Source organism: Shimia thalassica (assembly GCF_001458215.1).
Lineage (GTDB): Bacteria > Pseudomonadota > Alphaproteobacteria > Rhodobacterales > Rhodobacteraceae > Shimia > Shimia thalassica.
The window spans coordinates 572,927-597,959 of sequence record NZ_CYTW01000001.1; the positions used below are offsets into that span (position 1 = coordinate 572,927).

At 55.7% G+C, this 25,033-nt stretch carries 25 protein-coding genes; 14 read left to right on the forward strand and 11 right to left on the reverse strand.

Annotated features, from left to right (window positions below; translation table 11 throughout):
• Positions 1-30 precede the first annotated feature (30 nt).
• Entirely contained in the window at positions 31-732 is a 702-nt protein-coding gene (locus PH7735_RS02655; protein WP_233488262.1) for a vWA domain-containing protein, read from the forward strand.
• 71 nt (positions 733-803) lie between these two features.
• Here the strand turns inward: PH7735_RS02655 and PH7735_RS02660 are convergent, their stop codons facing one another.
• From PH7735_RS02660 to trxB, 3 genes are all read right to left on the reverse strand, one after another.
• Complete coding sequence (locus PH7735_RS02660) at positions 804-2,882, reverse strand: bifunctional sulfate adenylyltransferase/adenylylsulfate kinase (RefSeq protein WP_058309776.1); 2,079 nt, start codon at positions 2,880-2,882, stop codon at positions 804-806.
• 139 nt (positions 2,883-3,021) lie between these two features.
• A complete protein-coding gene (locus tag PH7735_RS02665) occupies positions 3,022-4,701 on the reverse strand; it encodes an adenylate/guanylate cyclase domain-containing protein (protein ID WP_058309777.1) in 1,680 nt (559 codons plus the stop codon).
• Between the two features lie 181 nt (positions 4,702-4,882).
• Positions 4,883-5,824, reverse strand: a complete 942-nt coding sequence (gene trxB, locus PH7735_RS02670; RefSeq protein WP_058309778.1) for a thioredoxin-disulfide reductase — start codon at positions 5,822-5,824, stop codon at positions 4,883-4,885.
• Positions 5,825-6,038: 214 nt separating this feature from the next.
• Here trxB and PH7735_RS02675 point away from each other — a divergent pair, with 214 nt between their 5' ends.
• On the forward strand, positions 6,039-6,539 hold the full coding sequence (locus tag PH7735_RS02675) for an Lrp/AsnC family transcriptional regulator (protein WP_058309779.1): 501 nt from the start codon (positions 6,039-6,041) through the stop codon (positions 6,537-6,539).
• Positions 6,540-6,627: 88 nt separating this feature from the next.
• On the opposite strand, the gene PH7735_RS20785 is transcribed toward PH7735_RS02675, so the two are convergent.
• The 4 genes from PH7735_RS20785 to lgt form a co-directional block, all read right to left on the reverse strand.
• Complete coding sequence (locus PH7735_RS20785) at positions 6,628-6,774, reverse strand: hypothetical protein (RefSeq protein ID WP_199534963.1); 147 nt, start codon at positions 6,772-6,774, stop codon at positions 6,628-6,630.
• A gap of 143 nt (positions 6,775-6,917) precedes the next feature.
• Entirely contained in the window at positions 6,918-7,676 is a 759-nt protein-coding gene (pgeF, locus tag PH7735_RS02680; RefSeq protein WP_058309780.1) for a peptidoglycan editing factor PgeF, read from the reverse strand.
• A complete protein-coding gene (locus PH7735_RS02685; protein WP_233488263.1) occupies positions 7,658-8,746 on the reverse strand; it encodes a class I SAM-dependent methyltransferase in 1,089 nt (362 codons plus the stop codon). Before PH7735_RS02685 ends, pgeF begins: the two co-directional genes overlap by 19 nt.
• Positions 8,727-9,614: a prolipoprotein diacylglyceryl transferase gene (gene lgt / locus PH7735_RS02690; RefSeq protein WP_058309782.1), complete on the reverse strand. Its 888-nt coding sequence runs from the start codon at positions 9,612-9,614 to the stop codon at positions 8,727-8,729. Before lgt ends, PH7735_RS02685 begins: the two co-directional genes overlap by 20 nt.
• A gap of 116 nt (positions 9,615-9,730) precedes the next feature.
• Between lgt and PH7735_RS02695 the strand changes: the two genes are divergently transcribed.
• From PH7735_RS02695 to PH7735_RS02730, 8 genes are all read left to right on the forward strand, one after another.
• Positions 9,731-9,970, forward strand: a complete 240-nt coding sequence (locus PH7735_RS02695; RefSeq protein WP_058309783.1) for an accessory factor UbiK family protein — start codon at positions 9,731-9,733, stop codon at positions 9,968-9,970.
• Between the two features lie 144 nt (positions 9,971-10,114).
• A complete protein-coding gene (locus PH7735_RS02700) occupies positions 10,115-10,828 on the forward strand; it encodes an ABC transporter ATP-binding protein (protein ID WP_058309784.1) in 714 nt (237 codons plus the stop codon).
• A 4-nt stretch (positions 10,829-10,832) separates the two neighbouring features.
• A complete protein-coding gene (locus PH7735_RS02705) occupies positions 10,833-13,196 on the forward strand; it encodes an ABC transporter permease (RefSeq protein WP_058309785.1) in 2,364 nt (787 codons plus the stop codon).
• Positions 13,197-13,202: 6 nt separating this feature from the next.
• Positions 13,203-14,423 carry an efflux RND transporter periplasmic adaptor subunit gene (locus PH7735_RS02710; protein ID WP_058309786.1) on the forward strand — a complete coding sequence of 407 codons (1,221 nt, stop codon included), beginning with the start codon at positions 13,203-13,205 and terminating at the stop codon, positions 14,421-14,423.
• 231 nt (positions 14,424-14,654) lie between these two features.
• Complete coding sequence (locus tag PH7735_RS02715) at positions 14,655-15,155, forward strand: type III secretion system chaperone family protein (protein WP_058309787.1); 501 nt, start codon at positions 14,655-14,657, stop codon at positions 15,153-15,155.
• A 30-nt stretch (positions 15,156-15,185) separates the two neighbouring features.
• Positions 15,186-16,001: a pyrroline-5-carboxylate reductase gene (gene proC, locus PH7735_RS02720; RefSeq protein ID WP_058309788.1), complete on the forward strand. Its 816-nt coding sequence runs from the start codon at positions 15,186-15,188 to the stop codon at positions 15,999-16,001.
• Entirely contained in the window at positions 15,994-16,332 is a 339-nt protein-coding gene (locus PH7735_RS02725) for a tRNA-binding protein (RefSeq protein WP_058309789.1), read from the forward strand. Before proC ends, PH7735_RS02725 begins: the two co-directional genes overlap by 8 nt.
• A complete protein-coding gene (locus PH7735_RS02730) occupies positions 16,329-17,291 on the forward strand; it encodes a 2-hydroxyacid dehydrogenase (protein WP_058309790.1) in 963 nt (320 codons plus the stop codon). The genes PH7735_RS02725 and PH7735_RS02730 overlap by 4 nt, the downstream gene beginning before the upstream one ends.
• Positions 17,292-17,342: 51 nt before the next feature.
• Here PH7735_RS02730 and PH7735_RS02735 read toward each other — a convergent pair whose 3' ends face one another.
• Positions 17,343-17,921 (reverse strand): thymidine kinase, encoded by a 579-nt coding sequence (locus PH7735_RS02735; protein WP_058309791.1) that lies wholly within the window; start codon positions 17,919-17,921, stop codon positions 17,343-17,345.
• 359 nt (positions 17,922-18,280) lie between these two features.
• Between PH7735_RS02735 and PH7735_RS02740 the strand changes: the two genes are divergently transcribed.
• Positions 18,281-18,736 (forward strand): hypothetical protein, encoded by a 456-nt coding sequence (locus tag PH7735_RS02740; protein ID WP_058309792.1) that lies wholly within the window; start codon positions 18,281-18,283, stop codon positions 18,734-18,736.
• Positions 18,737-18,738: 2 nt separating this feature from the next.
• Positions 18,739-19,641 carry a helix-turn-helix transcriptional regulator gene (locus PH7735_RS02745; protein ID WP_058309793.1) on the forward strand — a complete coding sequence of 301 codons (903 nt, stop codon included), beginning with the start codon at positions 18,739-18,741 and terminating at the stop codon, positions 19,639-19,641.
• A gap of 353 nt (positions 19,642-19,994) precedes the next feature.
• Here the strand turns inward: PH7735_RS02745 and PH7735_RS02750 are convergent, their stop codons facing one another.
• A complete protein-coding gene (locus tag PH7735_RS02750) occupies positions 19,995-21,116 on the reverse strand; it encodes a beta-ketoacyl-ACP synthase III (RefSeq protein WP_058309794.1) in 1,122 nt (373 codons plus the stop codon).
• A 172-nt stretch (positions 21,117-21,288) separates the two neighbouring features.
• Complete coding sequence (truA, locus tag PH7735_RS02755; protein WP_058311106.1) at positions 21,289-22,059, reverse strand: tRNA pseudouridine(38-40) synthase TruA; 771 nt, start codon at positions 22,057-22,059, stop codon at positions 21,289-21,291.
• Between the two features lie 121 nt (positions 22,060-22,180).
• Here truA and PH7735_RS02760 point away from each other — a divergent pair, with 121 nt between their 5' ends.
• Both PH7735_RS02760 and PH7735_RS02765 read left to right on the forward strand, forming a co-directional pair.
• The gene (locus PH7735_RS02760) at positions 22,181-23,596 is read left to right on the forward strand and encodes a YcjX family GTP-binding protein (RefSeq protein ID WP_058309795.1); all 1,416 of its coding nucleotides are present in this window, start codon (positions 22,181-22,183) and stop codon (positions 23,594-23,596) included.
• Positions 23,593-24,588, forward strand: coding sequence for a YcjF family protein (locus PH7735_RS02765; protein WP_058309796.1), 996 nt, complete (start codon positions 23,593-23,595; stop codon positions 24,586-24,588). Before PH7735_RS02760 ends, PH7735_RS02765 begins: the two co-directional genes overlap by 4 nt.
• On the opposite strand, the gene PH7735_RS02770 is transcribed toward PH7735_RS02765, so the two are convergent.
• On the reverse strand, positions 24,580-24,993 hold the full coding sequence (locus PH7735_RS02770) for a group III truncated hemoglobin (RefSeq protein WP_058309797.1): 414 nt from the start codon (positions 24,991-24,993) through the stop codon (positions 24,580-24,582). The genes PH7735_RS02765 and PH7735_RS02770 overlap by 9 nt on opposite strands.
• Positions 24,994-25,033 lie beyond the last annotated feature (40 nt).

A 25,033-nucleotide genomic window follows, 5' to 3' on the forward strand; every position in this document is an offset into this window, starting at 1 on the left:
AAGTGAAATGCGGGGTGCCAATCTTGGCATATGAGACACATTTTTCGGACTGCTTTGCTGGCCGCGGTGGGACTTGCATTGGGGAGCGGCGCGCCTCAGGCGCGGATCGGTGACTGTTCGGTTGACGCCATGCTGGTGTTCGATGGCTCGACCTCGATGGCTGAGATCAGCTTTGAGACCGGGCCAAACACGCGCATTAAAGAAGCGCGGCAGGCGATCCGGCAGGCGATGCCCGATATCGCGCCCTATCGTCGGGTTGGCTTGATGGTCTACGGTCCGGGACCGAACGGTGCTTGCGAGAATGTCGACCTGCGGTTTGGGCCGATTGCCGACTCGGCGGGGCCGGTTATTGATGCCGTAGATGCCCTTCGACCTGATGGCCTGACACCGTTGACGGACGCGGTGCAGCGGGCGGCGGAAACGCTGGATTTTCGCAATAGCGCCGGTGTTGTAGTGTTGGTCACCGATGGGAATGAAACCTGCGGAGGTCGCCCCTGCGAATTGGCGCAAACATTGAGGGCGACGGCTCGTGACCTCACGGTGCATGTGATCGGTTTCCGGGCCGAGGTGGATTTTTTCGCATGGAACAACCCGGAGCAAGATCCGCAAAATGCGACAACAGTTGCTCGTTGTCTTGCTGATGAAACGGGTGGTTTGTTTGTCACGACAGAGACCGTGAAAGAACTGGTCGCGGCATTGCAAAGGACTTTGGGGTGTCCTGTGATCGGATAGTCTCAGAATTTTGTTGCCCATATAAAAAGGCCGCCCCTAGAGGCGGCCTTTCGTATTCGTAAACTGGCAGCTTATTGCGCAGCAATAAGGCCCATGCTTTCCAGCTTGAGGATAACCTGGTGTGCGCAGTTATCAACGTCTGCACCTTCGGTTTCAACGCTCAGCTCTGGGTTGGCAGGCACATCATATGGGTCAGAGATACCTGTGAACTCTTTGATTTTGCCTTCGCGTGCCAGCTTGTAGAGACCTTTGCGGTCGCGCTTTTCACACTCTTCGATCGATGTCGCAACGTGTACTTCAACGAAAGCACCGAAAGCTTCGACATCTTCACGTACCGCGCGGCGGGTTGTTGCATAAGGCGCGATAGGCGCACAGATCGCGATACCACCGTTTTTGGTGATTTCAGAAGCAACATAACCGATGCGACGGATGTTCAGGTCGCGGTGCTCTTTCGAGAAGCCCAGCTCGGACGACAGGTTCTTACGAACCAGATCACCGTCAAGCAGAGTAACCGGACGGCCACCCATTTCCATCAGTTTGACCATCAAAGCGTTGGCAATGGTTGATTTGCCCGAACCCGAGAAACCAGTGAAGAAAACGGTAAAGCCTTGCTTCGAACGTGGTGGCTTGGTTTTGCGCAGTTCTTTGACAACTTCTGGGAACGAGAACCACTCGGGGATTTCCAGACCTTCGGCCAGACGGCGACGCAGTTCGGTGCCCGAGATGTTCAGGATGGTGACGTTGTCGCGATCTTCGATCTCGTCGTTTGGTTCGTACTGAGCACGCTCTTGGACCCAAACCATGTGTTTGAAGTCGACCATTTCGATGCCCATTTCTTCTTGGTGCTCGCGGAACAGGTCCTGAGCATCATAGGGGCCATAGAAATCTTCGCCTTGGCTGTTGCTGCCGGGGCCAGCGTGGTCGCGACCAACGATGAAGTGTGTGCAGCCAAAGTTGGCGCGGATCAGACCGTGCCATACTGCTTCACGTGGGCCAGCCATACGCATCGCCAAAGGCAGAAGTGACATGGTTGTGGTCGACGCAGGATACTTGTCCAGAACAGCTTCGTAGCAACGAACGCGTGTAAAGTGATCAACGTCGCCAGGCTTGGTCATGCCAACAACAGGGTGGATCAGCAGGTTCGCCTGAGCTTCTTTCGCAGCGCGGAAGGTCAGTTCCTGGTGCGCACGGTGCAGTGGGTTACGTGTTTGGAACGCAACAATGCGGCGCCAGCCCAGCTTGCGGAAGTATGCGCGCAGCTCGTTTGGTGTGTCGCGACGGGCACGGAAGTCATAGTGTACAGGCTGTTGGATGCCGACAACCGGACCACCAAGGTAAACCTTGCCAGCAGTGTTGTGCAGGTAGTTCACAGCAGGGTGCGCATCGTCGTCAGCACCGAAAACTTTTTCAGCTTCTTTCGACTTGTTTGGAACCCAGTTGTCCGTGACGGTCATGGTGGCGAGAATAACGCCTTCCTGATCGCGCAGGGCAATGTCCTGGCCAACTTCGAGCGAAGCTGCGAATTCTTCGGACACATCCAGTGTGATCGGCATTGGCCAAAGCTGACCGTCTGCCAGACGCATGTTTTCTACAACGCCGTTGTAGTCTTCTTCGCCCAGAAAGCCTTTCAGCGGGTTGAAGCCGCCGTTCATCAGAAGCTCAAGGTCACAGATTTGACGTGGTGTCAGATCGTGGCTGACGAGGTCGGCCGCTTCGACTTTCAGTTTCTGAGCGCTCTCATAAGAGACAAACAGCTCGGGGATGGGAGCCAGATTGTTTTCCATTGGATGGTTCCTGTGTTTGATAGGGGCCAGGCCACTTGCAGTGCCTGTAAGTTCCGCGTGCAATGCATTGTAATCAGCGAGCTTGCGGGCGAGAAATTGATCTGTGAGGCGCACTTTTTCTGTCGCACCGCGCGACGTAAGGGTATACGCAAAGCGCTGTCGCTTATCCGGGCCGGATCGTTGATTTATACTGATGAACCCGGCTTCCACTGCGGTGCGCAATAAGGTGTTTAGACGCCCCAGTGAAATCTCTAGTGCCGCCGCCGTCACCCTTTGAGATGCCTCTGGCGCCGTATCTAGCTGGCGCAGAAGACGGAAGAGCAGGTCTTCCTCATCAGAATTGGTTTTGGGTGTCTTAGACGACATAATAAATCGACTCAAAGTGTGTTCACGGATGAACACATCTCATAGTTCGGTTTTTCTGCAAAGTATTTTTTTGGTGAAAAACGGATTTTTTGTGCGTCGGATGGCCGCAATATCGCATTCAAGCAAGTGTTGCCGGGAATTAAGTCCGAATTGCAGGCGTTAAGGCGGCGTCCAATGTGCTTGCCCGCTCAATCGCAAGTGCTTCGACCGGTTGCAATACGCCCCGAAGGCTTAATGTTCGCAATTCGAGGTGCTCACAATCAACGTTTGCCGCATTCAAAGTTTCTTTGGACACAAGCAACTCAACACCCAGTGCCTTTGTTTCGGCTTCAAGGCGGCTGGCCGTGTTGACCGTGGCGCCGATTATTGTGCGTGGCGCATTTTCCGCGGCACCGATTTCACCAAGAACGAGATCCCCAAGGTGCAGCCCGATGCCAATCGCAACCTGATCTGCCTTTTCTGCCGCCAAGGTTTTATTGAAGGTTTCAAGAGCTGATCCAATTCCTTTGGCCGCATTCATGGACGCCTGTGCAGAGGCTTGTTCTGTTTCCAGTTCGAAAACCGCCAGCAGGCCATCGCCAAGGTATTTGTCCACGGTCCCACCTGCGCCGGTGATCGAGGGCACCACCGCATCAAAGAACCGGTTCAGCAGAAACACGACATCGTAAGGCAATTGGCCCGTCGTGCGGGCGGTAAAGCCGCGCATATCGAGAAACAGAATTGCCAGTCGTTTTTCCTGCCCCAGACTTTCGTGAGAACGGGCAAGCTGTCCGTCCGGATGAAACACGCGCAGAACTGTTGCGGGGGCCGTCGGGTGAATCTGACAAGCCAGCCGTGCATTCGGCGGGGCATTTACCGCCTCAAGCGCACGTTTTTCTTCTTCACTTGGGGGATGCAAAAGATCCTTGCCCTCTTCAATAATGACCCGACAGGTTGTGCATCTGCCCCGTCCGCCACACAGCGCCATATGCGGCACGCCAGATGCGCGAGACATCTCAAGCAGGGTCATGCCCTTGCGCCCGCTGATCTCGGGGCCGTCCACAAACTGAATTTTCAATGATTTGCTGGCGCGTCCCCATCTGCGCAACGCCCAGACAAGCAAAACAACCGCCAAGATGCCCCAATAAAAACTCAGCCCAAACTCCGTGATGTCCAGTAAAGCCGCAAAACTCTCGGCAGACGGAAAATTGTAGAGTGTTGCGAGTTCCGCAGAGGTTTCGGGATCAAAAAGGCGCGCACGTTGAATGCGGCCTTGAACCATGAAACCGGCAAGGGCGAATGCCGGAATTAATGTACCAAGCGAGATCATCAGGGGAAGGCTACGGCGCCACCACGCTTGCAGACGCAGCCAGAAATGCAGGCCGATACAACCATGACACCACACGATCAAAAGCAAAATGGCCTGATTGCGTCCAGAGGAGGTGTTCCAGATCAGCCCGGAAATATACCCCATGCGATCATTGACGCCAAATTGTTGAAACGCCACGCGGGTGTGTACGAAATGGGCCATCAACAACAATGGAATGATCAGCCCCAAGATGATCTGGGCGGCTTCCCAAAGAGGCATGCGCAAGGTACGCCGTTTTGCCAGCCGCCCAAAGGCCAGACCCGCGTGCATCAAAAGCGCGGCATATAAGATGATGCCACCAAGGGCACTGCGCGTGATAACTTTGCGCCAGTCTTGCGCCTGCTCCATAAGCTCAAGCGAAAACAGGCCCAACCCGATATTCAGGAGATGAAAGAGGACATAGGTAAACAGCACGAGCCCGGATGCGATGCGGGCTTTGGTTGTCCAATGTCCTTGCCACAATGCGCTCATGAAACCACTCCTTCGATGTAACGAAGGTGACCAAGCCCGACCTCGCGGTCAAGGCACGAGACATGTGCGCAAATGTGTGTCGGCACTGCCAGAAAGAAATATTCGGGGATTTTGGCGTGCAATTTGTCGGCCCGTTCCGGCCAGATGTCGGGGGCGTGGCCCCCGACCTAAGACCTGAGGGTTATTCCTGCTCTGCAAGAAAACGCTCAGCGTCGAGCGCAGCCATACATCCCATACCCGCCGAAGTTACCGCCTGACGATATTTGTGATCTGTCAGGTCACCCGCAGCAAAGATGCCAGCAATCGAGGTTTCCGTTGTGCCGGGTTTCACGCTGACGTAGCCGCCATTGTGGGTCTCAAGCGTGTCCTTAACCAGTTCATTGGCTGGAGAGTGGCCAATCGCCACAAACACACCCTTGCAGGGGATTTCGGTGATTTCGCCGGTTTTCACGTTGCGCACTTTGACGCCTTCAACGCCCAGCGGCATATCGGTGCCAACCACTTCTTCAAGTTCGTGGAACCAAAGGGGTTCTATCTTTTCATTCTTAAAAAGTCGGTCTTGCAGGATCTTTTCCGAACGCAGTTCGTCGCGGCGGTGGATCAAAGTCACCTTTGACGCAAAGTTGGTCAGGAACAGGGCTTCTTCTACGGCGGTGTTTCCGCCGCCGATGACAACAATTTCCTGTCCCCGGTAGAAAAAGCCGTCACAGGTCGCACAGGCCGAGACACCGAACCCTTTGAACTTTTCTTCCGACGGCAGGCCCAACCATTTTGCGCGCGCACCGGTGCAAAGAATCACGGCATCAGCAGTATAGATCGTGCCGCTGTCGCCGGTTGCCGTGAAGGGGCGCGACGTCATGTCGAGATTCGTGATGATGTCGCCGATGATTTCGCATCCCATCGCGGCCGCATGTTCCTGCATTTTGATCATCAGATCCGGACCCTGAACTTCGGTAAAGCCGGGATAGTTTTCGACCTCTGTCGTGGTTGTAAGTTGGCCACCGGGTTCGATTCCCTGCACGAGGATCGGTTCAAGCATCGCGCGGCTGGCATAGACGCCTGCGGTATATCCCGCCGGGCCAGAACCAATGATCAGAACCTTGGTGTGTTTCGAGTCGGCCATGTGGCACCTTTCCAGTTGCAGAAATCCGTCAGACAGGGGATATAGCCATCCCCGTCGCTCGGGAAAACCCCGCATCGCTTCAAAAGAATATCTGCCCAATTCTCGCGCAATGCTCGAAATAGGTGCAATATGATGTTGCGCTAACGTGAAACAATATTGCGCGCGCGGCGGTCGATGATATAAGAACCGCAAAAATCACAGTGAAAGACTCAGTATGCCCGGTACCCGGCTCGATCCGATCGATCGCAAAATTCTGGCTGAACTTCAGGCAGACGGCCGCATGACCAATGTGGAATTGGCCAAGCGGGTTGGAATTTCCGCACCGCCCTGTTTGCGTCGAGTGCGCACGCTTGAAGAAGCGGGGTTTATTCGTGGGTATCATGCAGATGTAGATGCACGCGAACTCGGCTTTGAGGTGCAGGTTTTCGCAATGGTGGGTCTGGTTAGTCAGGCCGAAGCAGATCTAAGCATCTTTGAAGAACGCTGCCGGAATTGGTCGCTGGTTCGCGAATGCCACATGTTGAACGGTGAAGTTGATTTCATTCTAAAATGTGTCGCGCCGGATTTGTCCACATTCCAGCGTTTCCTGACAGAGGATTTGCTCAAGTCCGAAAACGTGGCGAGCGTGAAAACGTCGTTGGTAATCCGCGGTGCCAAAGATGATCCCGGCGTTCCGTTCGATGTTATGGAAGAGCGCCTCAATCGGGATGCGTGATCCGTCGACCTGACGATATGTTCTAAAGCAACAAGGCCGCCTCACGAAGAGGCGGCCTTGTTTGCATTTGCTGTTGTGACGCGCCGTATCAGGCGGCGTTCTTCAGTGGAACAGCCTGGACTTTACGCTTTGCGATAAAAGCCTTGCGACGAGCGCCGCGTTCCCATGGCATTGCCGGTGCATCCGATTTCGAACCTGCAACAACCGATTTGATGAAGCGAGTTTTTCCAGCCATTTGATTTCTCCTATCTGTGTGTTCGTTATTTTGTGAACACTCTGTTTCCTGCCTTGAACCTAATCTCGTATCCAAATGGGGCAGAGATGGGGCGGGAAAGGTCAGATTTTAGGAAATTGTCGGATTGTTTTCGGGGCAGGCTGTCACAAACGTATTGTCGAAATCAGGCGACCATAGTCGACTTCTTTTGCATGCGTTGCGCGCCGGTAGGAAAAAAACCTGTCTGGGTCGGAATAGGTACAATGGCGAATCCACTCTGCATGGCCGACACCTGCCTGACGCAGACGGTGCAGCCCGTATGAGGGCAGATCAAACATCATCCGGTCCCCGTCGCCAGATGCAAAGAAGCGACTGTTTTCGAAATCGCTCATCAGGAAGTTGTCAAAAAATTCGGGGCCTACCTCATAAGCGCTCTGGCTGATCGACGGGCCAATCACCGCAACAATGTTCGCGCGCTGAGCCCCCTGTTCTTCCATCGCATCAATGGTTGCTTCAAGAACACCATCCAACGCCCCTTTCCAACCTGCATGGGCGGCGCCGACAACGCCGGCGTCTGGGTCTGCAAACAACACGGGCTGACAGTCGGCTGTCAGAATGGCCAACACCATCCCCGGAGTTTTCGAGACCATCGCGTCTGCCTTGCCGCGTGCCCCGATGATGGGGCCATCAACAACAACCACATCTGGTGAATGGACCTGATGCACCGATGCCATTTGGGACATGGGCACATCCATGGCCGTGGCGACACGTTCGCGGTTGATCTGGACGATTTCACTTTGGTCCGAACTGCCCGTTCCGCAATTCAGCCCCTCGAACACGCCCGAAGACGCCCCACCTTTGCGGGTGAAGAAACCATGTTGAATGGGGGACAATGCGTCCGACGTCAGGATTTCAAGAGCCATGTTTCACATCCGGGAGGGGGCGCTGCACGTTTTGGAAAGAGCGCCAGAACTTTGAATAGAGTTCCCATTTCATGCGGATGCGTCAAGCGTCGATGTGCAGCGACATGACTTTTCAGCGCCTCTCCGTCAAGCTTGGTGGCAAGCGCTTGCGCACGTTGCGTGATGCCCAGACGCTCAAGGAAAAGACCTTGTGGAGTGAGCTTGCTATGACCCGAAGGGGTGGCCTTGGCGATCACTTCAAAATCAACATGCGCCGTAAGATCCGCCTTCCCGGGAGATGACAGCGGGTTTGTAGCTGCATGGCGCTCGAGGGCTTGAAACGTGTCCCCGAGCGACCGCCAGTCGCCATAATCAATGAACAGGGCCATACCGCCCTGCGCCTCGATTCGCGCACCGATGGCGGTGGATATCGGGCCTGCTTGCGGGCAAAGCTCGACGAGATCTCCGTCTTTTGTGTCGTCTTGCCGGTGTGCAAGGGCGGGCTGCGGACAGGGCGCGCCAAGGCCCCAGACCAAAGTGCCATCCGCAGCACCAATCATCCGCTCGCACCACATATCGCCACGCCGTTCGAATTGGCGAATGGGCAAGGCATCAAAGAACTCGTTTGCCACCAGAAACAACGGCAAATGGGTTGGCAAATCTTCCACCGTGTCGTGCCAGACAGGGGCAGCCCCCAGCAACGCACGCTGTTTTTCGCGCAGTGCGGGCGACGCTTCTACCAAATGGATATTGGCGGCGTCCACAAATCCGGGTACAGCGCGCGCCACCCGCAAGATGTCTGCCATCAATGTGCCGCGACCGGGGCCCAGCTCGGCAAGCGTAAATGCGGCAGGCGCCCCCTGATCGAGCCAGCTTTGGGCAAGCGACAGACCAATCATTTCGCCAAACATCTGCGAGATTTCGGGGGCCGTCGTAAAATCTCCGGTCTGGCCCAGCGGATCGCGCGTGCTGTAATATCCCGCCGTTGGATGAAACAGACATTCCGCCATAAAGTCCGAAAGCCGCAAGGGCCCATCCTGTGCGATACGCGCCACCAGAAGGGCATTCAGGTCAGCCATTGCGTCGTGCATACCGGATCACCCAAAGCCCGCCAAATATCATGGGCAACGACAAAATCTGCCCCATGGTCAAACCCACACCACCCATCTGAACGGCAAGCCCCAAAGGGTTTCCTTCGCTGACGAAATGCGCATCAGGCTGGCGCAAGAATTCGACACAGAACCGCGCCAAACCGTAGCCCGCAAAAAATACACCCGCGATCAGCCCCGGATGCGCCAGTGCCCCACGTCGGAAGGCCAGCCAGAGCAGGACACCCCCCAGAACAGCGCCTTCCAGAATGGCTTCATAAAGCTGGGACGGGTGACGGGCGCATATCTCGCCCGCAACCTGCCCGCATTGCTGGGAGGCATAGCCGGGAAAGGCGACCCCCCACGGAAGATCGGTAGGGCGCCCCCAAAGCTCTCCATTAATAAAGTTGGCGATCCTGCCCAGCAAAAGCCCGGCCGGCGTGCCCAGGGCCATGGCATCTGCCAGTTGAAGCCGTGGAATGTCGTGTTTTCGCGCGTACAACCACGCTGCGATAACCACCCCCAGAAAACCGCCATGAAAGGCCATACCGCCTTCCCAAATTCTGAGGATTTCGGCAGGATTTTGGGTATAGTAGGCCCCTTTATAAAACAGGACATACCCAAGACGCCCTCCCAGAATGACGCCGATAATGATCCACGTCAGCAAGTCTTCCAGCTGATGTGATGACATCGGTGCCCCGCGCACACCCCAAAGTGCCGGGCGTTTCAGGGCATAGGTCACAACCTTCCATCCGATAAGAATGCCAACAATATAGGCCAAAGCATACCACCGAAGGGCAAACTCCATACCGAACAGGGTAACCGAAAAGATCTCGGGTGAAATTTCGGGAAAAGGGATCATCGCGCGCATGGGCCTCACATGCCAATTGAAATCAGGGGAAGTCAACCACCTGTGCGGAACTCTCCCATTGTGCCCGGCCTTGTTGCACCCCATATAAGGTCCAACGCAAATTGCAGGAGATCCCCATGCAACCCCGTAACAAGATTTTGGACGATGTTTCCCAACTGATGACCAACGCTATGGGCGTGGCTCAGGGGGCCAAAGACGAAGCAGAAAACGCGATGAAGTCCATGATGGACCGCTGGTTGGCGGACCGTGACTTTGTAACCCGCGAGGAATTCGATGCTGTACGGGCCATGGCCCAAAAAGCACGCGAAGAAAACGAAGCGCTGAAAGCCCGCCTTGATGCGCTGGAAGCCAAGTAAACAATTGGGGACTTCGGTCCCCTTTTTTTGTGACCCGATGAAACCGCACTTCTTCTGGCGGTAAATATCCCGGGGTGAATGGGCCTTTGGGCCCAGAGGGGCAGCGCCCCTGTGCGACCCTGAAAAACTGTTCTACGGTGAGGTATGTCTACACCGCTAAACACTTTCAAAACACAAGGCCTGACCAAAGTGTACGGGACCGGTCCTGCTGCGGTCCATGCCTTGCGGGGCGTTGATCTCGAAATCCCTAAGGGCGATATCGTTGTGTTGTTGGGACCGTCCGGTTCGGGAAAATCCACTCTTCTCAACATTATCGGCGGGCTGGACCGCGCAAGCGCCGGCACAGCGTATTTCGAAGACCAGAACCTTACGGATATGTCGGACCGCGAACTGACGCGCTATCGCCGTGACCACGTTGGGTTTGTTTTCCAGTTTTACAATCTCATGCCGTCGCTGACAGCGCGTGAAAATGTCGAACTGGTCACCGAAATTGCGCAGGACCCGATGGATGTGGATGACGCTCTGCGTCTTGTTGGTCTCGGCGACAGAATGGACCATTTTCCGGCGCAGATGTCGGGGGGCGAACAACAGCGCGTCGCCATCGCCCGCGCGATTGCCAAAAATCCAACTGTCTTGTTTTGTGATGAACCCACGGGCGCATTGGACTCCAGCACTGGCCGCGCTGTCCTGCATGTTCTCAACGACGTGAATGCGAAACTGGGTGCAACGGTCATGATCGTGACCCATGCAGCCGCAACCGCGGCCATGGCCCACCGTGTCATCCATTTTGCGGACGGGGCGATCCGGACGGTCGAAGAGAACGCCCATCGGGTGAGCCCGGACGAAATCGAATGGTAACCGCATGAGCCCGCTCAATCACAAGCTTTTGCGCGATCTCTGGCGAATCAAGGGGCAGGCCGGCGCAATCGCTTTGGTGGTTGCTGTCGGGGTAAGCCTGCTTGTGATGATGTCGGGCATGCTGTCATCCTTGCAAGACACGCGCGAGACTTACTATGAGCGATACCGCCTCGCCGAGGTCTTCGCGCCTGTAACCCGAGCCCCTTTGAACGTGCTGGATCAGGTGGCACAGATATCTGGTGTTGCGTCCGTGCAGGGGCGCATCACTGGTGGTGCTCTGGTGGATATGCCCGGGCAGGCACTTCCTGTACGGGCCAGCGCCCTGTCTGTTCCCCGGTATCAGGCATCACGTCTCAACGATTTTTATCTCAAGCATGGTCGCGCACTGGATCCTGCCCGCACCGACGAAGTCATTGTCCTCGACAGCTTTGCCCAAGCGCATGATTTGCAACTGGATGACACCCTGTCGGCCACTATGAACGGCGCACGACGCAGTTTTTGGATTGTTGGGTTTGCCATGGCGCCTGAGTTTCTGTTCACCACAGCCCCCGGCGAATTTGTACCGGACGATGCGCGTTTTGCCGTGCTCTGGTTGAATGAAGATGCCTTGGCCGCAGCCTTTGACATGAAAGGCGCCTTTAACGAGGCTTTGTTATCCTTGGAACGCAACGCAAAGCCCGAAGCGGTTCTGCTGGCTGTTGATGGCGTGCTGGACCGTTTTGGCGGGCAGGGGGCCTATCTTCGAAAAGACCACATGTCGGATCGGTTTATCTCGGAAGAGATCAGCGGGCTTCAGGCCACGTCGGTTGCGGTACCCCCCATCTTTATGGGGGTCGCGGCCTTTCTTCTTTATATCGTGATCACCCGGATGGTTCAGTCTGAGCGCGAGCAAATCGGGCTTATCAAGGCGTTCGGATATTCTGATTTCGAGGTTGGATATCATTATTTCAAGCTGGTTCTGGTGATCGCCGTCGCGGGCGCGGGGTTGGGATGTGTTCTGGGGCTTTGGGGGGGGCGTGCCATGGCTGGTGTTTATCAATCAGTCTATCATTTCCCCTTTCTTGTTTTTCATATCGAGCCTGCGCCGCTTGTGTCTGGTGTTGGCGTATCGGTCCTGGCGGCGTCTGCCGGAGGGCTATTCGTGTTGCGCCGTGTGTTCGCCCTGACGCCAGCAGTGGCCATGCGTCCGCCCGCACCCATGGATTTTTCAAGATCGGGCGCAATGAACGAAAGATTGAAAAGCTGGCTGGATCAACCCAGCCGAATGGTCGTGCGTCGAATTTTGCGCAATCCGGGGCGTCTGTTCGGCGCGGTATTAGGGGTTGCTGTCGGCATGGGGTTGTCGTCGGCCCAAATGTCTTTGATGTCTGGCTTTGATGACACGCTTGACCTTACGTTTGGCGTGATTGACCGGTCGGATGTCTCGGTCAGTTTCTTTGAAACAATGCCCGCGGAAACGGTGTTCGACATGAAGCATCTGCCGGGCGTGGTCGAGGTTGAACCGACCCGTGCGGTCGGCGCAGTTTTGCGAAACGGGCGAAACAGTTATCGGGGCACGGTGTCCGGCCTTCCTGCCAATGCAAGATTGAACCGCGCTGTTGATAAAGACATGGCCGATATCGTGATGCCAGAGACGGGCATCGTGCTGGCCAAATCTCTGGCGGACATTCTGGAAATTCAGCCGGGAGAGATGCTGCAGGTCGAAGTCTTGCAAGGGCGACGCCCCGTATTGACCGTGCCGGTGGCCTCGATTGCCGAAACTCTTTTAGGGTCGCCTTCTTTTATGCTGATGGACAGTCTGAACCGCGAGCTTCGCGAACGGGGGCAGGTTTCGGGCGTGTATCTGAGGGTCGACAGTGATCAACTGCCCGCACTCTATGAGGCGTTAAAGGCCATGCCGTCGGTTGCTGGCGTGACCCGACGCGAAGATGCGCGGGCCGCGATGCAAAAGCTGATGGATACGGGGGCAGGTGCCATGCGCTATGTCATGGCGGCGATAGCGGGAATCATTACTTTTGGTATTGTTTATAATGCTGCACGTATCGCTTTTGGCGAACAGGCACGTGATCTCGCCAGTCTGAGGGTGATGGGGTTCACACGGGGAGAGACCGCTTTTGTGCTTTTGGGAGAGCTCGCGGTTGTGGTTCTTTTGGCCATCCCGCTGGGCGTCGGGATCGGGTACTATCTTTCGTTTCTGATTGCGGCGGGGTTCAGCACGGATTTGTACCAGATCCCAACCACATTCCGTCCCGATGCCTTTGGCATTGCAGCGCTCGCGGTGGTTCTGGCGGCACTGGTGTCGGGCTGGCTGGTGAAACGCGATATTGACAGGATCGATTTGGTCGCCACTTTGAAGACAAGAGAGTAAAGGCAGATGGCAAAGAAATCATCTCGACGCATTCTGACACTCGGAGCAGCGGCCGTGGTGGGCGCAGGGTTGGCCGCTGCGTTCTGGCCGCAACCGGTGCTGGTGGACATGGGCGATGTCAAACGCGGGGCCATGATGCAAACCGTGGATGAAGAGGCGCGCACCAAAGTGCGTGATCCTTACGTGGTTTCGACACCCATCGCTGGGCATCTTTTGCGCGTTGACCTGTTGCCCGGTGATCGCGTTGTCAAAGGGGAAACGGTCGTTGCACGGATGCAACCCACGAACCCTTCGGCGCTTGATATCCGCACCCGGGAACAAGCCCGCGCAGCCATTGCCGCGTCCGAAGCAGCCTTGCGTGTGGCACAGGCGGATTTAAACAAGGCGTTGGCGGATCGCGATCTGGCAGAAAGCGATTTGGCACGCGCGCGTAAACTGTTTGAACAGGAAGCCGTTGCCGAAGCCGCGCTTGATCGCGCCATAAGCCAGTGGCGCACGGTCGAGGCCACGGTCGATACCGCGCGCGCTGCAATTTCGATGCGGATTGCCGATCTGAACAACGCGCGGGCCAACCTGATCAGTTTTGATACAAACGGAACATTCAAAAGCGCAACAAGCGAAGCCATCAACCTTCCATCGCCGATCTCTGGCGTTGTTTTACGCGTGATCCAGCAAAGCGAAACGATCCTTCCCGCAGGGGCGCCAATTCTGGAAGTCGGTGACACGAACACTGACCTTGAGGTCGTGGTCGAGCTGTTGTCGACAGATGCCGTCAAGGTCGCCGTCGGGGATCGCGTTCTGATCTCCAACTGGGGTGGGCCGCAGGATTTGAACGGCATTGTCGAACGCGTCGATCCTTGGGGATTTACCAAATATTCGGCGCTGGGCGTGGAAGAACAACGCGTCAATGCCATCATCCGGTTTACGGATTTGCCGGAAAACCGCGTGTCTTTGGGCCATGGTTTCCGTGTGGAAACGCGCATCGTTGTTTGGGAAAACGAAGATGCACTGCTCGTGCCATCCAGCGCGTTGTTTCGGGATCAATCCTCATGGGCGGTATTCAGTGTTGAGAACGGTGTCGCGCACCAAAAAACAGTGACCATTGGGCGTAACAACGGATTTGATGCCGAGGTGATTGAGGGGCTGAGCAGCGGCGAAACAGTGATTTTGTACCCTTCTGCCGGGCTCGCGAACGGAAGCAAAGTAGCGTCACGCAGCGCGCCCTAGGGCACAGAAATGCGCGTATGAGTGCTTTGCAGGGAACGGCGATTTCTTGTGCCTCGCCCAGAGAAATCCACAACTTATTGCGTTATCCACAGATATTTTGCTTTACACGACGCCGGAAGCGCAGCACCATATCTAGTAAGGGAGGTGCAAATGTTCGCTTTCCCTAGAGCAGGCACCAAGCGTTAGCGGATCTGCCAATCCACTGGCGCAACAGCAAAAAGAGGTGGGGCCATGGCATTATCAGAGCAGTTTTTAGAAGACGACATTCATCCGATCGACATTGTCGAGCACATAGCGGAGTACCACGACTGGAGCTTTGATAGGATCGCGGATGACCAGATTGCAATGGCTGTCGAAGGACAATGGCGGACGTATTCAATTACGCTGGCCTGGTCAGCCTATGACGAAACGCTGCGTCTGGTGTGTTCCTTTGAAATGGAACCGCCAGAAGAAAAAATCCCTCAGCTGCACGAGACACTGAATGCCATCAACGATCAATGTTGGGCAGGGGCGTTTACGTTCTGGAAACCTCAGCAATTGATGATCTACCGGTATGGGTTGGTGTTGTCGGGTGGTCAGGTTGCCAGCCCCGATCAAATCGACACGATGATCCGTCTGGCGGTGGGAAGTGCTGAAAGATTCTACCCTGCGATACAGCTTGTGGTCTGGGGAGACCGTAAAGTTGAAGATGCGATGCAGGTCGCCATTGCAGAGGCTTACGGTCGCGCGTAACACTGCCCCCTAGGTAAACAGGGGGCACTCATGGATATGAATTTCGTGGCAGAGCAGGGGCTTGTGCTTCTGGGGTGCGGGAAGATGGGTTCGGCCATGCTGGAAGGCTGGCTGAAGGATGGATTGCCTGCGTCTTCGGTCTGGGTGCAGGACCCCTATCCAAGCGAATGGGTGCAAAACAGCGGTGTCCATGTAAACGAGGGTCTTCCGGCAAAGCCCGCAATCGTTTTGATTGCAGTCAAGCCTCAGATGATGGCGGATGCGCTTCCTGTACTGGTGGCCATGGGCAATGGGGGAACTCTGTTTCTTTCTGTTGCGGCTGGCATTGGCATTGATCATTACGAAACGGTTTTGGGCCAGGATACCCCTATCATTCGGGCGATGCCGAACACACCTGCGGCTGTCGGGCGCGGAATTACCGCGATAATTGGCAATGCGCGGGCTGACATATCCCAGATGGATTTGGCCGATAGCCTGTTGTCTGCGGTTGGACAGGTTGTCCGGTTGGACAATGAAGGGCAAATGGATGCCGTGACCGGCGTGAGCGGGTCTGGCCCGGCCTATGTGTTTCACATGATTGAAACACTGGCCGCTGCTGGTGAGGCTCAAGGTCTTGCACCAGAGCTGGCCATGTCACTTGCAAAGGCCACGGTTGCTGGCGCTGGTGCATTGGCAGAAGCCGCCGATGAGACGCCAGCGCAGTTGCGCGTCAACGTCACAAGCCCGAATGGCACGACGCAGGCGGGATTGGGCGTTCTTATGGACGAAGAAGCCGGATTGCCCGCACTCATGAACAAGACCGTTGCAGCAGCGGCAGACAGATCTCGGGAATTGGCCAATGGATGACATCGATTTCGACGATTTTCTCAAGGTAGATATTCGTGTTGGCAGGGTCGTCGATGCACAGCCCTATCCGGAAGCACGCAAACCAGCGATCAAGCTGTGGGTCGATTTCGGAGGAGAGCTTGGCGTGCGCAAAAGCTCGGCCCAGATCACCAAACACTACACGCCCGAAACGCTGATCGGAAAACAGGTTATGGCCGTGGTGAATTTCCCGCCCCGCCAGATCGGCAAGTTTATGTCCGAGATTCTGGTTCTGGGCTTGCCTGACGAAAACAACGAAGTGGTGTTGATCGGCCCCGATCAACCTGTTCCCACCGGTGGGAGGATGCATTGAAAAAGCTATTTATTACAAGACCATTGCCCGAAAGTGTTTTGAGCGCGGCGCGCGAAGTTTTTGATACAAGTGTTAGACAAAGCAACCTGCCTTTGAGCGCTCATGATCTACGCTGGGTTTTGCGTGAATACGACGTGGTTTTGCCAACTCTGGGGGATATCTTCTCGGCCGAAGTGTTCGAGGATGTGCCTGACCCAAGGTGCAAACTGTTGGCCAATTTTGGGGTTGGATACAATCACATCGATGTCGCCGCAGCGGCGCGTTCCGGCATTCTGGTGAGCAATACGCCAGGGGCTGTGACCGATGCCACGGCGGATACGGCGTTGTTGTTGATGTTGATGAGTGCACGCCGCGCCGCAGAGGGTGAACGTCTTGTGCGGTCCGGTGCATGGGAAGGATGGCATCCGACCCAAATGCTGGGCATGCATCTTTCGCGCAAAACGGTTGGTATCATCGGATTGGGCCGGATTGGTCAGGCGATAGCACAACGGTGTTTCTATGGCTTCGGGATGCGGGTGCGTTATTTCAGCCGTACACCAAAGATGATGGAATTTGATGCACGTCGCTTTGAGTCACTGACCGAGATGGCACGCGAAGTTGATGTGCTTGTCGCCTGCGTGCCGGGTGGGCCCGAGACCCGACATCTCGTTGGTGCCGATGTTTTTCATGCAATGCAGCCACATGCGCATTTCGTAAATGTATCTCGTGGGGATGTTGTCGACGAAACGGCTCTGGTTGCCGCATTGCAAGACCGTCGGATTGGCGGGGCTGGGCTGGATGTTTACGAACACGAACCCAAAGTGCCGGATGCGCTTCGTGCTTTGGACAATGTAACGTTGCTGCCGCATTTGGGCACCGCTGCCCATGAGGTGCGCAACAGCATGGGTATGATGGCAATAGACAACCTCAAAGCGTTCGCAGCGAGCACGCCATTGCCCAACGCCGTCAACGCCGTCTAGCAAGACAGACGGGCCTCCGGATCACATCCACGCGGATGGGTCCGGTAGTCCCTATTCGCCCATTGCTTGGCGCCAGTGACGGCGACAGAGGGACACATAGGTTTCATTGCCGCCGATTTGCACCTGTTCGCCCTCTTGAACTGGTTTTCCGGTTTCGTCCTGTCGAACCACCATCGTGGCCTTCTTGCCGCAATGACAAATGGTGCGCACTTCGCGAATTTCATCCGCCAAAGCCAGAAGTGCCGCAGAACCTGGGAAAAGCTTGCCCTGAAAATCAACTCGAAGCCCATAGCACATCACCGGCACACCCAGATCATCCACGGCGCGTGCCAGTTGCCAAACCTGATCTTCGGTCAGGAACTGTGCCTCATCAATAAAGACACAAGCCACAGGACCGGCGTCCAGTCGCGTTTCAATCATCTCGAACAAATTGTTCTCGGCGACAAAAGTGTCGGCCTCGCTGCCAATGCCAATCCGTGATGCGATGCGACCCGTTCCGGCCCGATTGTCGAGATTGGCAGTCAAAAGGTAGGTTTGCATGCCGCGTTCACGATAGTTGTGGGACGCTTGCAGCAGGAGGGTCGATTTCCCCGCGTTCATAGTGGAGAACTGAAAGTACAATTTGGCCATGCGGGGGTCATACGGTGAGGGTCGGGGCAGATGCAATAGGGGATAAGAGAAGAAAACTGAGGGCCGGAACCGCAGAGTGGGCCTGCGGCTCCGGCGCTGCCGGAGTACTCTTTAAAGGGCCTTCCTGAGAGCGACTCTCTGGGGATGATAGAAGGCAATACTCGTTATCCGGCAGTCCATCCCTTCCAACAAACGCAAAAAGGGAGCCTCACACATAACCGGCACTGCTGCCGGCCACTCACAAACGTCTCCCGTGACACGAGAGACACTTTACAAATGACATTTCCTGCATATCCCTTTAAGGGGAAACGAATTATCTAATTCCCCATCGGGGAAAAGTAGCGTTAGGGGAAATGAGTATGGACAGTGTTGGGTCCTATCTAAAAAAGCACGCTGAAGCGTTGGTCAAAGACGTCGGGATCGAGGCGGCCTGTGAATTGACGGGCAAGTCCAAGGCCACTTTGGGCCGGTACTATTCCCATAATCCCGAACATGACGACCGGTTTATGCCGATTGACGCCGTCGCGCGACTTGAGGAAGCGTCCTCGTACCCGCATGTCACGGCTGCATTGGCCGAGCTGAAAGGCATCACCCTGTCCTATGACGATCGTCGCCGGAATACCCGCGAAGGCGGCGTGAATTCGGATGTGATCGCGCTGAGCCAGCGTTTTGCGATGCTGATGGCGGAATACAGCCAGTCCATCGAAGATGGCATCATCACTGTGAACGAAGCCAAGCGCCTGTTGAAAGAAACGTTGGCGCTGCAGCACGTGTTGCTGGATATGAAGTTACACCTCGAAGAGGGTGCAAACTAAGGATGTCGGGCGCGACTCCGCGTCGTGAGCTTGTCAAAGCCGAGCAGTATACGCCCGATTTGCTACAAGAGTTTCTGGTAGAACTGGAGACAACGCGCCATTCCTCAGAAGTCTGGAGATTGATTGTTAAACTCGGGCAAGCATTAAACTTGCCTTATGTCGATCTCATCTCTGCCAGCAGTTACTCCAACTGGAAAAAGACTCTTTTTGTTCGCACGTCTTATGATTCGAGCTGGCTGAACAGCGTGAATCAGGATCCGGATCTGGCAAAGTGGTCCTATTTTCGATCGCATGCGATGCACTGTTTGACGCCCATTGCCGTTGGTGTTGAGTTCGCGGAAGAGTACAAGCACATTCCCCAGTCCCGTTATGAGGTCCTGCACGAAGCAGGGCGTCGCGGGATTCGTGCGGGCTTTTCCATCCCCTTGCGTGTTCACGCCCCGCCACAGGCCGCGCTGATTACGTTTTCGGGGAATCACTCAAAGCGCGAGATGGAGCGCATTATCCAAACACATGGGTGGGTGCTTCATGCTGTGGCACTTACTGGGCACCAGCGTTACCTGACCCATTTCGCTTCCGAGTTTTCGGAACGGAACAAGATTACGACCAAGCAACGCGAGTTGCTCGAGATGATCGGCAATGGCCAACAAGACAAGGTGATTGCCGATCAGCTGGGCGTGACTGTTTCGGCTGTGCGCCAAAGGATGAACAACATCCTGAAGAAAACTGGCCTGTCCAATCGGGCCGAGTTGGCGGCCCTTGCGATGAGCATGGGAATTTTACCTGATCCATTGTCCCGAAATGCGGGTGATCAGCAATCCGTTCTTGTTGAAATGGGTTTGCCGCGGCTCGGTGATCATCCCACATTGTCCCCGATGGTGAAAACACGAAGACGAGACCCGTAAGACGGTTTTGCGGTTTTAGAAAAGTCATAGGGTGCTTCGAATTCGAAGCACCCTGAGCCACTCACTCACATGACTATTGGAAAACCGGCTTTTGCACGGGATGGTACAAAAGTCTGACGCTTGGATGCAATATCACCCAGGTGCCCGGCAGCGACCGTCTGGGGAAACAGTATTGGCGCGGGCAACGCCTCTCTCCGCATGTGAAACTATCGCATGAATCCAGTGCTGTCTGCTGAGGAAAACCTTAGTTTCGCCGTCACCTTAACTGTTATTTATGACAGTTTTCAGCTTCAAACCTGTTAATTGTGCCATGCAATTCTCAAATTATGCTGCGGTGCACGAATCGGAGGCGTTTAGTGACGACGCACCAAAATTGACCCTACGGAATATCCGGCCCCAAAAGAGCAGATCAAACCGTAGTCGCCAGCGTGTAAATCATCCGAGTTTTGCGAGAACGCGATGATCGATCCGGCCGAGGATGTATTGGCATAGTCTTGCAGGATATTCGGCTGTTCGCCGGGCTCTGGTGTGCGTCCCAGCACTTTCTTACCGATAAAATCATTCATCGACTTATTGGCCTGATGCAACCAGATGCGTTTGAGATCGGTGTTCTTGACGTCATTTTCTGCCATCTGGGCCAGAATGTGTTTGGACACCATTGGAAGAACTTCTTTAAAGACTTTGCGCCCATTCTGCATGAACTGCATGTCGCGGCGGTCTTCCATGCCATAGGGGCGCGAACGACGCAGAAAGCCGTTGTTGTTGCGAATGTTGTTCGAGAACTGGGTTGCGCAGCTGGTCGAGAGTATTTCGAAATACTCGCCTTTTGCGTCCTCTTCCCGTTCGATTACGGTCGCGGTGGCCACGTCACCAAAAATGAAGTGGCAATCGCGGTCGCGCCACTCAAGGTGCGCAGAACAGATTTCGGGGTTTACGACAATCGCTTTGCGCACAGATCCGGCGCGGACCATATCGGCTGCGGCCTGAATGCCGAATGTTGCAGAAGAACAGGCAACGTTCATGTCAAAGGCAAACCCACCTGCTCCCAAGGCTTCTTGGATTTCGACAGCAACGGCAGGGTAGGCGCGTTCAAGGTTAGAGGCCGCACAAATCACCAGATCAATGTCTTCGGCAGAGACCTGTGCCTGTGTCAGCGCCTTTTTACAGGCATCCAAGGCCATTTCGGCCATCAGTGAGACTTCGTCATCAGAACGCTCGGGTAGCAACGGATGCATGATGTTCGGATCAAGCACGCCGGTTTTGTCGATGACATACCGCTGTTCGATGCCAGAGGCCTGAAAAATGAAATCGCTGGAGGAATGCGGTACGGGCGTTGCTTCTCCGGCTGCAATCGCATCGGCGTTTTTCTCGTTCATCAGATCCGCATAGCCGTTAAAGGCTTCAACCAATTCGTCATTGGTGATGACTTGATCTGGCGTAAAGACGCCGGTGCCTGTGATTGCTGGCTTGAACATGACGGACCTCTAGATTTTGCTGGGCTCTAGACATCACCTTAGCATGATAAAGGGTCAAGGGTTGCCTTAAGGTAAATCAGATGATCCCACCCGATTATAACCTGTTTTAAAGGAAATCCACGGTTTCGAGGGACCCGTTCCCTGCTTCGGCATTCAGGTACGTTGGCGCGCGTTACGCGCTGAAGGGATTATCCGGATATTCAACACCCGCGAGATAAAGTCCCTGTGGTGGACAAACGGGGCCACATCCGGACCTGTCACAGGCATCCAGTACGTCTTTTACCTTTGAGGGGGGCCACCCCCCCGCGCCGACACGTTCGAGTGTGCCGACAAAGCTGCGCACCTGGTTGTGCAGAAACGATCGCGCCCTGACGTGGAAATGGATTTCAGGGCCCCAGAGTGTCTGAACACGCTCGACGCGCAACTCATCAAGCGTTTTGACCGGGCTTGCGGCCTGACAGATCGAACTGCGAAAGGTCGTAAAATCATGGTTGCCAAGAAGGTGGTTCGCGCCTTCCTGCATCGCATCGACGTCCAGCGCATGGTTCACTTGCCAGACCAGCCCGGCTTGATGTGTCGCCGGGGCCCGTCGCATCAGGATGCGGAACAGATAGCGTCTTTCCACCGCTGAGAAGCGGGCGTGCCACGTATCATCAACTCGCTGGGCATCGACAATTGCGACAGGCAGCGGTTTGAGATGATGATTAAGTGCTTCGGACAGGCGGAACGGATCCCAGTCCTTTTGCAGATCGCAATGGGCGACCTGAGCCAACCCGTGCACACCGGCATCGGTTCGGCCCGCTGCCGCAATTGTATGTGGGCCGGGTTCAAGTTTGGCCAGCGCAGCCTCAATCGCCCCCTGAACCGAGGGTTGATCTGCCTGTCTTTGCCAACCGGCAAAAGGGGCACCGTGATATTCGACTTTGAGCGCAATTCTGGGCATGGCGCTCGGATAACGCATTCGTGCCGGAAGGAAAAGCGGGGAGAGACCTTTGCAGTCTCCCCTCTAGCAATCTCATGCATCGGCCCCTAGGTTGAAACCAAAGTTAATTCAGGGGCGACAATTGGTTATTTCCTCGTTGGCAGACAGCGTCACACGCAGCGTTGAAAGCGTGAGCGATACGATTTCGGAAGCCCTTTTTGAACCTGTGATCCGATTGGGCGTCACCGGTCTGGCGCGCTCGGGAAAGACGGTTTTCATCACATCACTGGTTGCCAACCTGCTTGATCGTGGCCGGATGCCACAGCTGTCTGCACAGGCGGGCGGGCGTATTGTTGCGGCGTATTTGCAGCCACAGCCTGACGATACGGTGCCGCGGTTCGACTATGAAACCCATCTGGCCGCTTTGCTGGGGCCAGACCCGCAATGGCCGGACAGCACACGCGCGGTAAGCGAGTTGCGCCTGTCGCTCAAGGTGCAACCGACGGGGCTTCTTGGGGGATTGCAAGGGCCGCGCACCGTGCATCTGGATATCATTGACTATCCCGGTGAGTGGTTGCTGGATCTCGGGTTGCTCGACAAAAGCTTTGATCAATGGTGCGACGAAACATGGAAATGGCTGGGCGAACGCGAGAGCGCACAGGGTTTTTTGAAGGCCGCCCGCGAAGTTGATGTCACCGCCCCTCATGAAGAGGCCACGGCGCAAGATCTTGCCAAACGGTTCGCGTCGTATTTACAGGTGGCCCGCACAGAAGGGTATTACCGCTGTTCTCCGGGGCGGTTCCTGCTTCCGGGGGATCTGGCGGGTTCGCCCGCATTGACGTTCTCGCCTATTCCTGTTGAGACTGCGTCCAAGAGGGGCAGTCTGCACCGTGAAATGGAGCGCCGCTTCGAGGCTTATAAATCCAAAGTGGTGAAGCCGTTTTTCAGGGACCATTTTTCCCGCATTGATCGCCAAATCGTTTTGGTTGACGCACTGGGAGCGATCCATTCCGGTCCTGAAGCCGTTGAAGACATGCGCAGTGCTATGTCCGAAATTCTGAGTGCGTATCGTCCGGGATCAAACAGCTTCCTTGCCCGTATATTGCGTGGAAAACGTATTGAGAAAATCCTCTTTGCGGCCACCAAGGCAGACCACCTGCATCATACGCAGCATCCGCAACTGACGGGAATCATGCAGGCCTTGACCAGAGATGCGTCGGACCGGGCGCGCTTTTCAGGCGCGGACACCTTGGCCCTTTCTCTGGCGTCACTTCGGGCCACAACAGAAGAAACCCTCAAGCATGACGGACGAGAGTTGGATTGTGTTCGAGGCACGTTACTGGAAACCGGCAAACAGGCGGCTTTCTTCCCGGGGGCCTTGCCCGAAGACCCCAATGTATTGCTGGCCCCTGCACGCGAGGGGGCCAAAACATGGTTGGATGGCGACTATCAGGTGATGAATTTTGCACCAGCCCAGCTCAGCCTGAAGCCGGGTGAAGGTCCGCCGCATATTCGGCTGGATCGCGCTGCCGAGTTCCTGATTGGAGATAAGCTATGACCAAAGGTCCCGTACTCATTGATCTGGAACATGACGAGGCACCTTCTGTTGCCGAAGCCCCGCCCGTACCAGACCTGACACAAGTTTTGCCCGAAGGGCAGGCGATGCAGGTTGCGGCGCAATTGGCCGCGCGCAAACCGTCCCGTTTGTCCCGTTGGTTCTGGGGCCTTCTCGGGCTGATCCTTGGCACGGTGGTGTCTATTGCGGCTTGGAACTTTGTCACGGCTTTGCTGGCGTCGTCACCAATCCTCGGGATGATCGTTTCTGCGCTGGTCGCCGTGTTTGTTGTTGTATGCTTGGTCATTGCATTGCGCGAAGCGGCCGGATTTGCGCGATTGCGGCGGGTTGATTCTCTGCATCATGCGGCCGAGGCCGCCCTAGTCTCGCAAGACCTCAAAGAGGCGCGCGGTGTGGCCGATCAGCTGGGCCGTCTCTATCGGGGGCGTGCCGACACGGCATGGGGGCGAGAGCGCTTTGCGGAGCGTCGTGATGATGTGATGGACGCCGATGGGCTGCTGGCCTTGGCCGAAACAGAAATTCTGACCCCGTTGGATCAGGCGGCCCAGTCCGAAATCGAAACCGCCGCGCGTCAGGTTGCTACGGTAACCGCATTGGTGCCCTTGGCATTGGCCGATGTCGTGGTGGCCATGACGTCTAACGTGCGCATGATCCGTCGCATCGCCGAGGTTTATGGCGGGCGCTCGGGGACATTGGGCAGTTGGCGATTGTTACGCGCTGTCATGACACATCTGGTCGCGACAGGGGCGGTTGCCGTAGGGGACGACATGATCGGCACCCTTGCAGGTGGAGGCGTTCTGGCCAAGCTGAGTCGTCGTTTTGGCGAAGGTCTGGTGAACGGCGCTTTGACGGCCCGCGTCGGGGTGGCCGCAATGGAAGTGTGCCGTCCATTGCCGTTTGTTCAGGCAAAACGCCCGTCCGTTGCCGTGATCATCAAACGCGCCTTGACCGGCCTGTTCAGCGAGTCAGCCTAGCATCGGCGGTAAATCCGCAGGGCGTCGGATCTGTTCGATTCCATAGCGGAACCCATTGCCAATGCGGTGGGCCAAAGCGGAAAACGCTTGGGCCAACTCTGGTGAAAGCGTGTCTTGCAAAACCTCGTCAAACAACCCCAGCCACTGGGCAAAGTGTTCGGGCTGAATTTCCGGCGTTTGCAAATGCACGCGCATGGGTTGGCCATCATACCCGCGTTCTTTGAGGATCGCATTACGCCAGAAAGCGGCGATTTTTTCTTCGTGCGCGGGCCACTCGTCGGCATCGATATGGGCGGCAAACACGGGTCCCAGATCGGGGTGCTGTCGGATGCGGGCGTAGAATCGGGACACCACATCAGAAATTTCTTCGGGCGAGATTTCAAACATCTGCAATGGATTGGACATGTCGGCCTCTGGTCTGGAGTTCACGTGGCATGTGGCATGG

Excerpts from the sequence above, each read along its gene's own strand:
- PH7735_RS02750 (WP_058309794.1), bottom strand. The coding sequence starts at position 21,116 with ATGTTCAAGCCAGCAATCACAGGCACCGGCGTCTTTACGCCAGATCAA.
- PH7735_RS02745 (WP_058309793.1), top strand. The coding sequence starts at position 18,739 with ATGTCGGGCGCGACTCCGCGTCGTGAGCTTGTCAAAGCCGAGCAGTAT.
- PH7735_RS02685 (WP_233488263.1), bottom strand. The coding sequence starts at position 8,746 with ATGCACGACGCAATGGCTGACCTGAATGCCCTTCTGGTGGCGCGTATC.
- PH7735_RS02740 (WP_058309792.1), top strand. The coding sequence starts at position 18,281 with ATGGACAGTGTTGGGTCCTATCTAAAAAAGCACGCTGAAGCGTTGGTC.
- PH7735_RS02660 (WP_058309776.1), bottom strand. The coding sequence starts at position 2,882 with ATGTCGTCTAAGACACCCAAAACCAATTCTGATGAGGAAGACCTGCTC.
- lgt (WP_058309782.1), bottom strand. The coding sequence starts at position 9,614 with ATGCGCGCGATGATCCCTTTTCCCGAAATTTCACCCGAGATCTTTTCG.
- PH7735_RS02735 (WP_058309791.1), bottom strand. The coding sequence starts at position 17,921 with ATGGCCAAATTGTACTTTCAGTTCTCCACTATGAACGCGGGGAAATCG.
- PH7735_RS20785 (WP_199534963.1), bottom strand. The coding sequence starts at position 6,774 with ATGGCTGGAAAAACTCGCTTCATCAAATCGGTTGTTGCAGGTTCGAAA.
- PH7735_RS02765 (WP_058309796.1), top strand. The coding sequence starts at position 23,593 with ATGACCAAAGGTCCCGTACTCATTGATCTGGAACATGACGAGGCACCT.
- proC (WP_058309788.1), top strand. The coding sequence starts at position 15,186 with ATGGATATGAATTTCGTGGCAGAGCAGGGGCTTGTGCTTCTGGGGTGC.
- PH7735_RS02710 (WP_058309786.1), top strand. The coding sequence starts at position 13,203 with ATGGCAAAGAAATCATCTCGACGCATTCTGACACTCGGAGCAGCGGCC.
- PH7735_RS02695 (WP_058309783.1), top strand. The coding sequence starts at position 9,731 with ATGCAACCCCGTAACAAGATTTTGGACGATGTTTCCCAACTGATGACC.
- PH7735_RS02725 (WP_058309789.1), top strand. The coding sequence starts at position 15,994 with ATGGATGACATCGATTTCGACGATTTTCTCAAGGTAGATATTCGTGTT.
- PH7735_RS02700 (WP_058309784.1), top strand. The coding sequence starts at position 10,115 with ATGTCTACACCGCTAAACACTTTCAAAACACAAGGCCTGACCAAAGTG.
- PH7735_RS02705 (WP_058309785.1), top strand. The coding sequence starts at position 10,833 with ATGAGCCCGCTCAATCACAAGCTTTTGCGCGATCTCTGGCGAATCAAG.
- PH7735_RS02770 (WP_058309797.1), bottom strand. The coding sequence starts at position 24,993 with ATGTCCAATCCATTGCAGATGTTTGAAATCTCGCCCGAAGAAATTTCT.
- PH7735_RS02715 (WP_058309787.1), top strand. The coding sequence starts at position 14,655 with ATGGCATTATCAGAGCAGTTTTTAGAAGACGACATTCATCCGATCGAC.
- PH7735_RS02655 (WP_233488262.1), top strand. The coding sequence starts at position 31 with ATGAGACACATTTTTCGGACTGCTTTGCTGGCCGCGGTGGGACTTGCA.
- trxB (WP_058309778.1), bottom strand. The coding sequence starts at position 5,824 with ATGGCCGACTCGAAACACACCAAGGTTCTGATCATTGGTTCTGGCCCG.
- truA (WP_058311106.1), bottom strand. The coding sequence starts at position 22,059 with ATGCCCAGAATTGCGCTCAAAGTCGAATATCACGGTGCCCCTTTTGCC.
- PH7735_RS02675 (WP_058309779.1), top strand. The coding sequence starts at position 6,039 with ATGCCCGGTACCCGGCTCGATCCGATCGATCGCAAAATTCTGGCTGAA.
- pgeF (WP_058309780.1), bottom strand. The coding sequence starts at position 7,676 with ATGGCTCTTGAAATCCTGACGTCGGACGCATTGTCCCCCATTCAACAT.
- PH7735_RS02665 (WP_058309777.1), bottom strand. The coding sequence starts at position 4,701 with ATGAGCGCATTGTGGCAAGGACATTGGACAACCAAAGCCCGCATCGCA.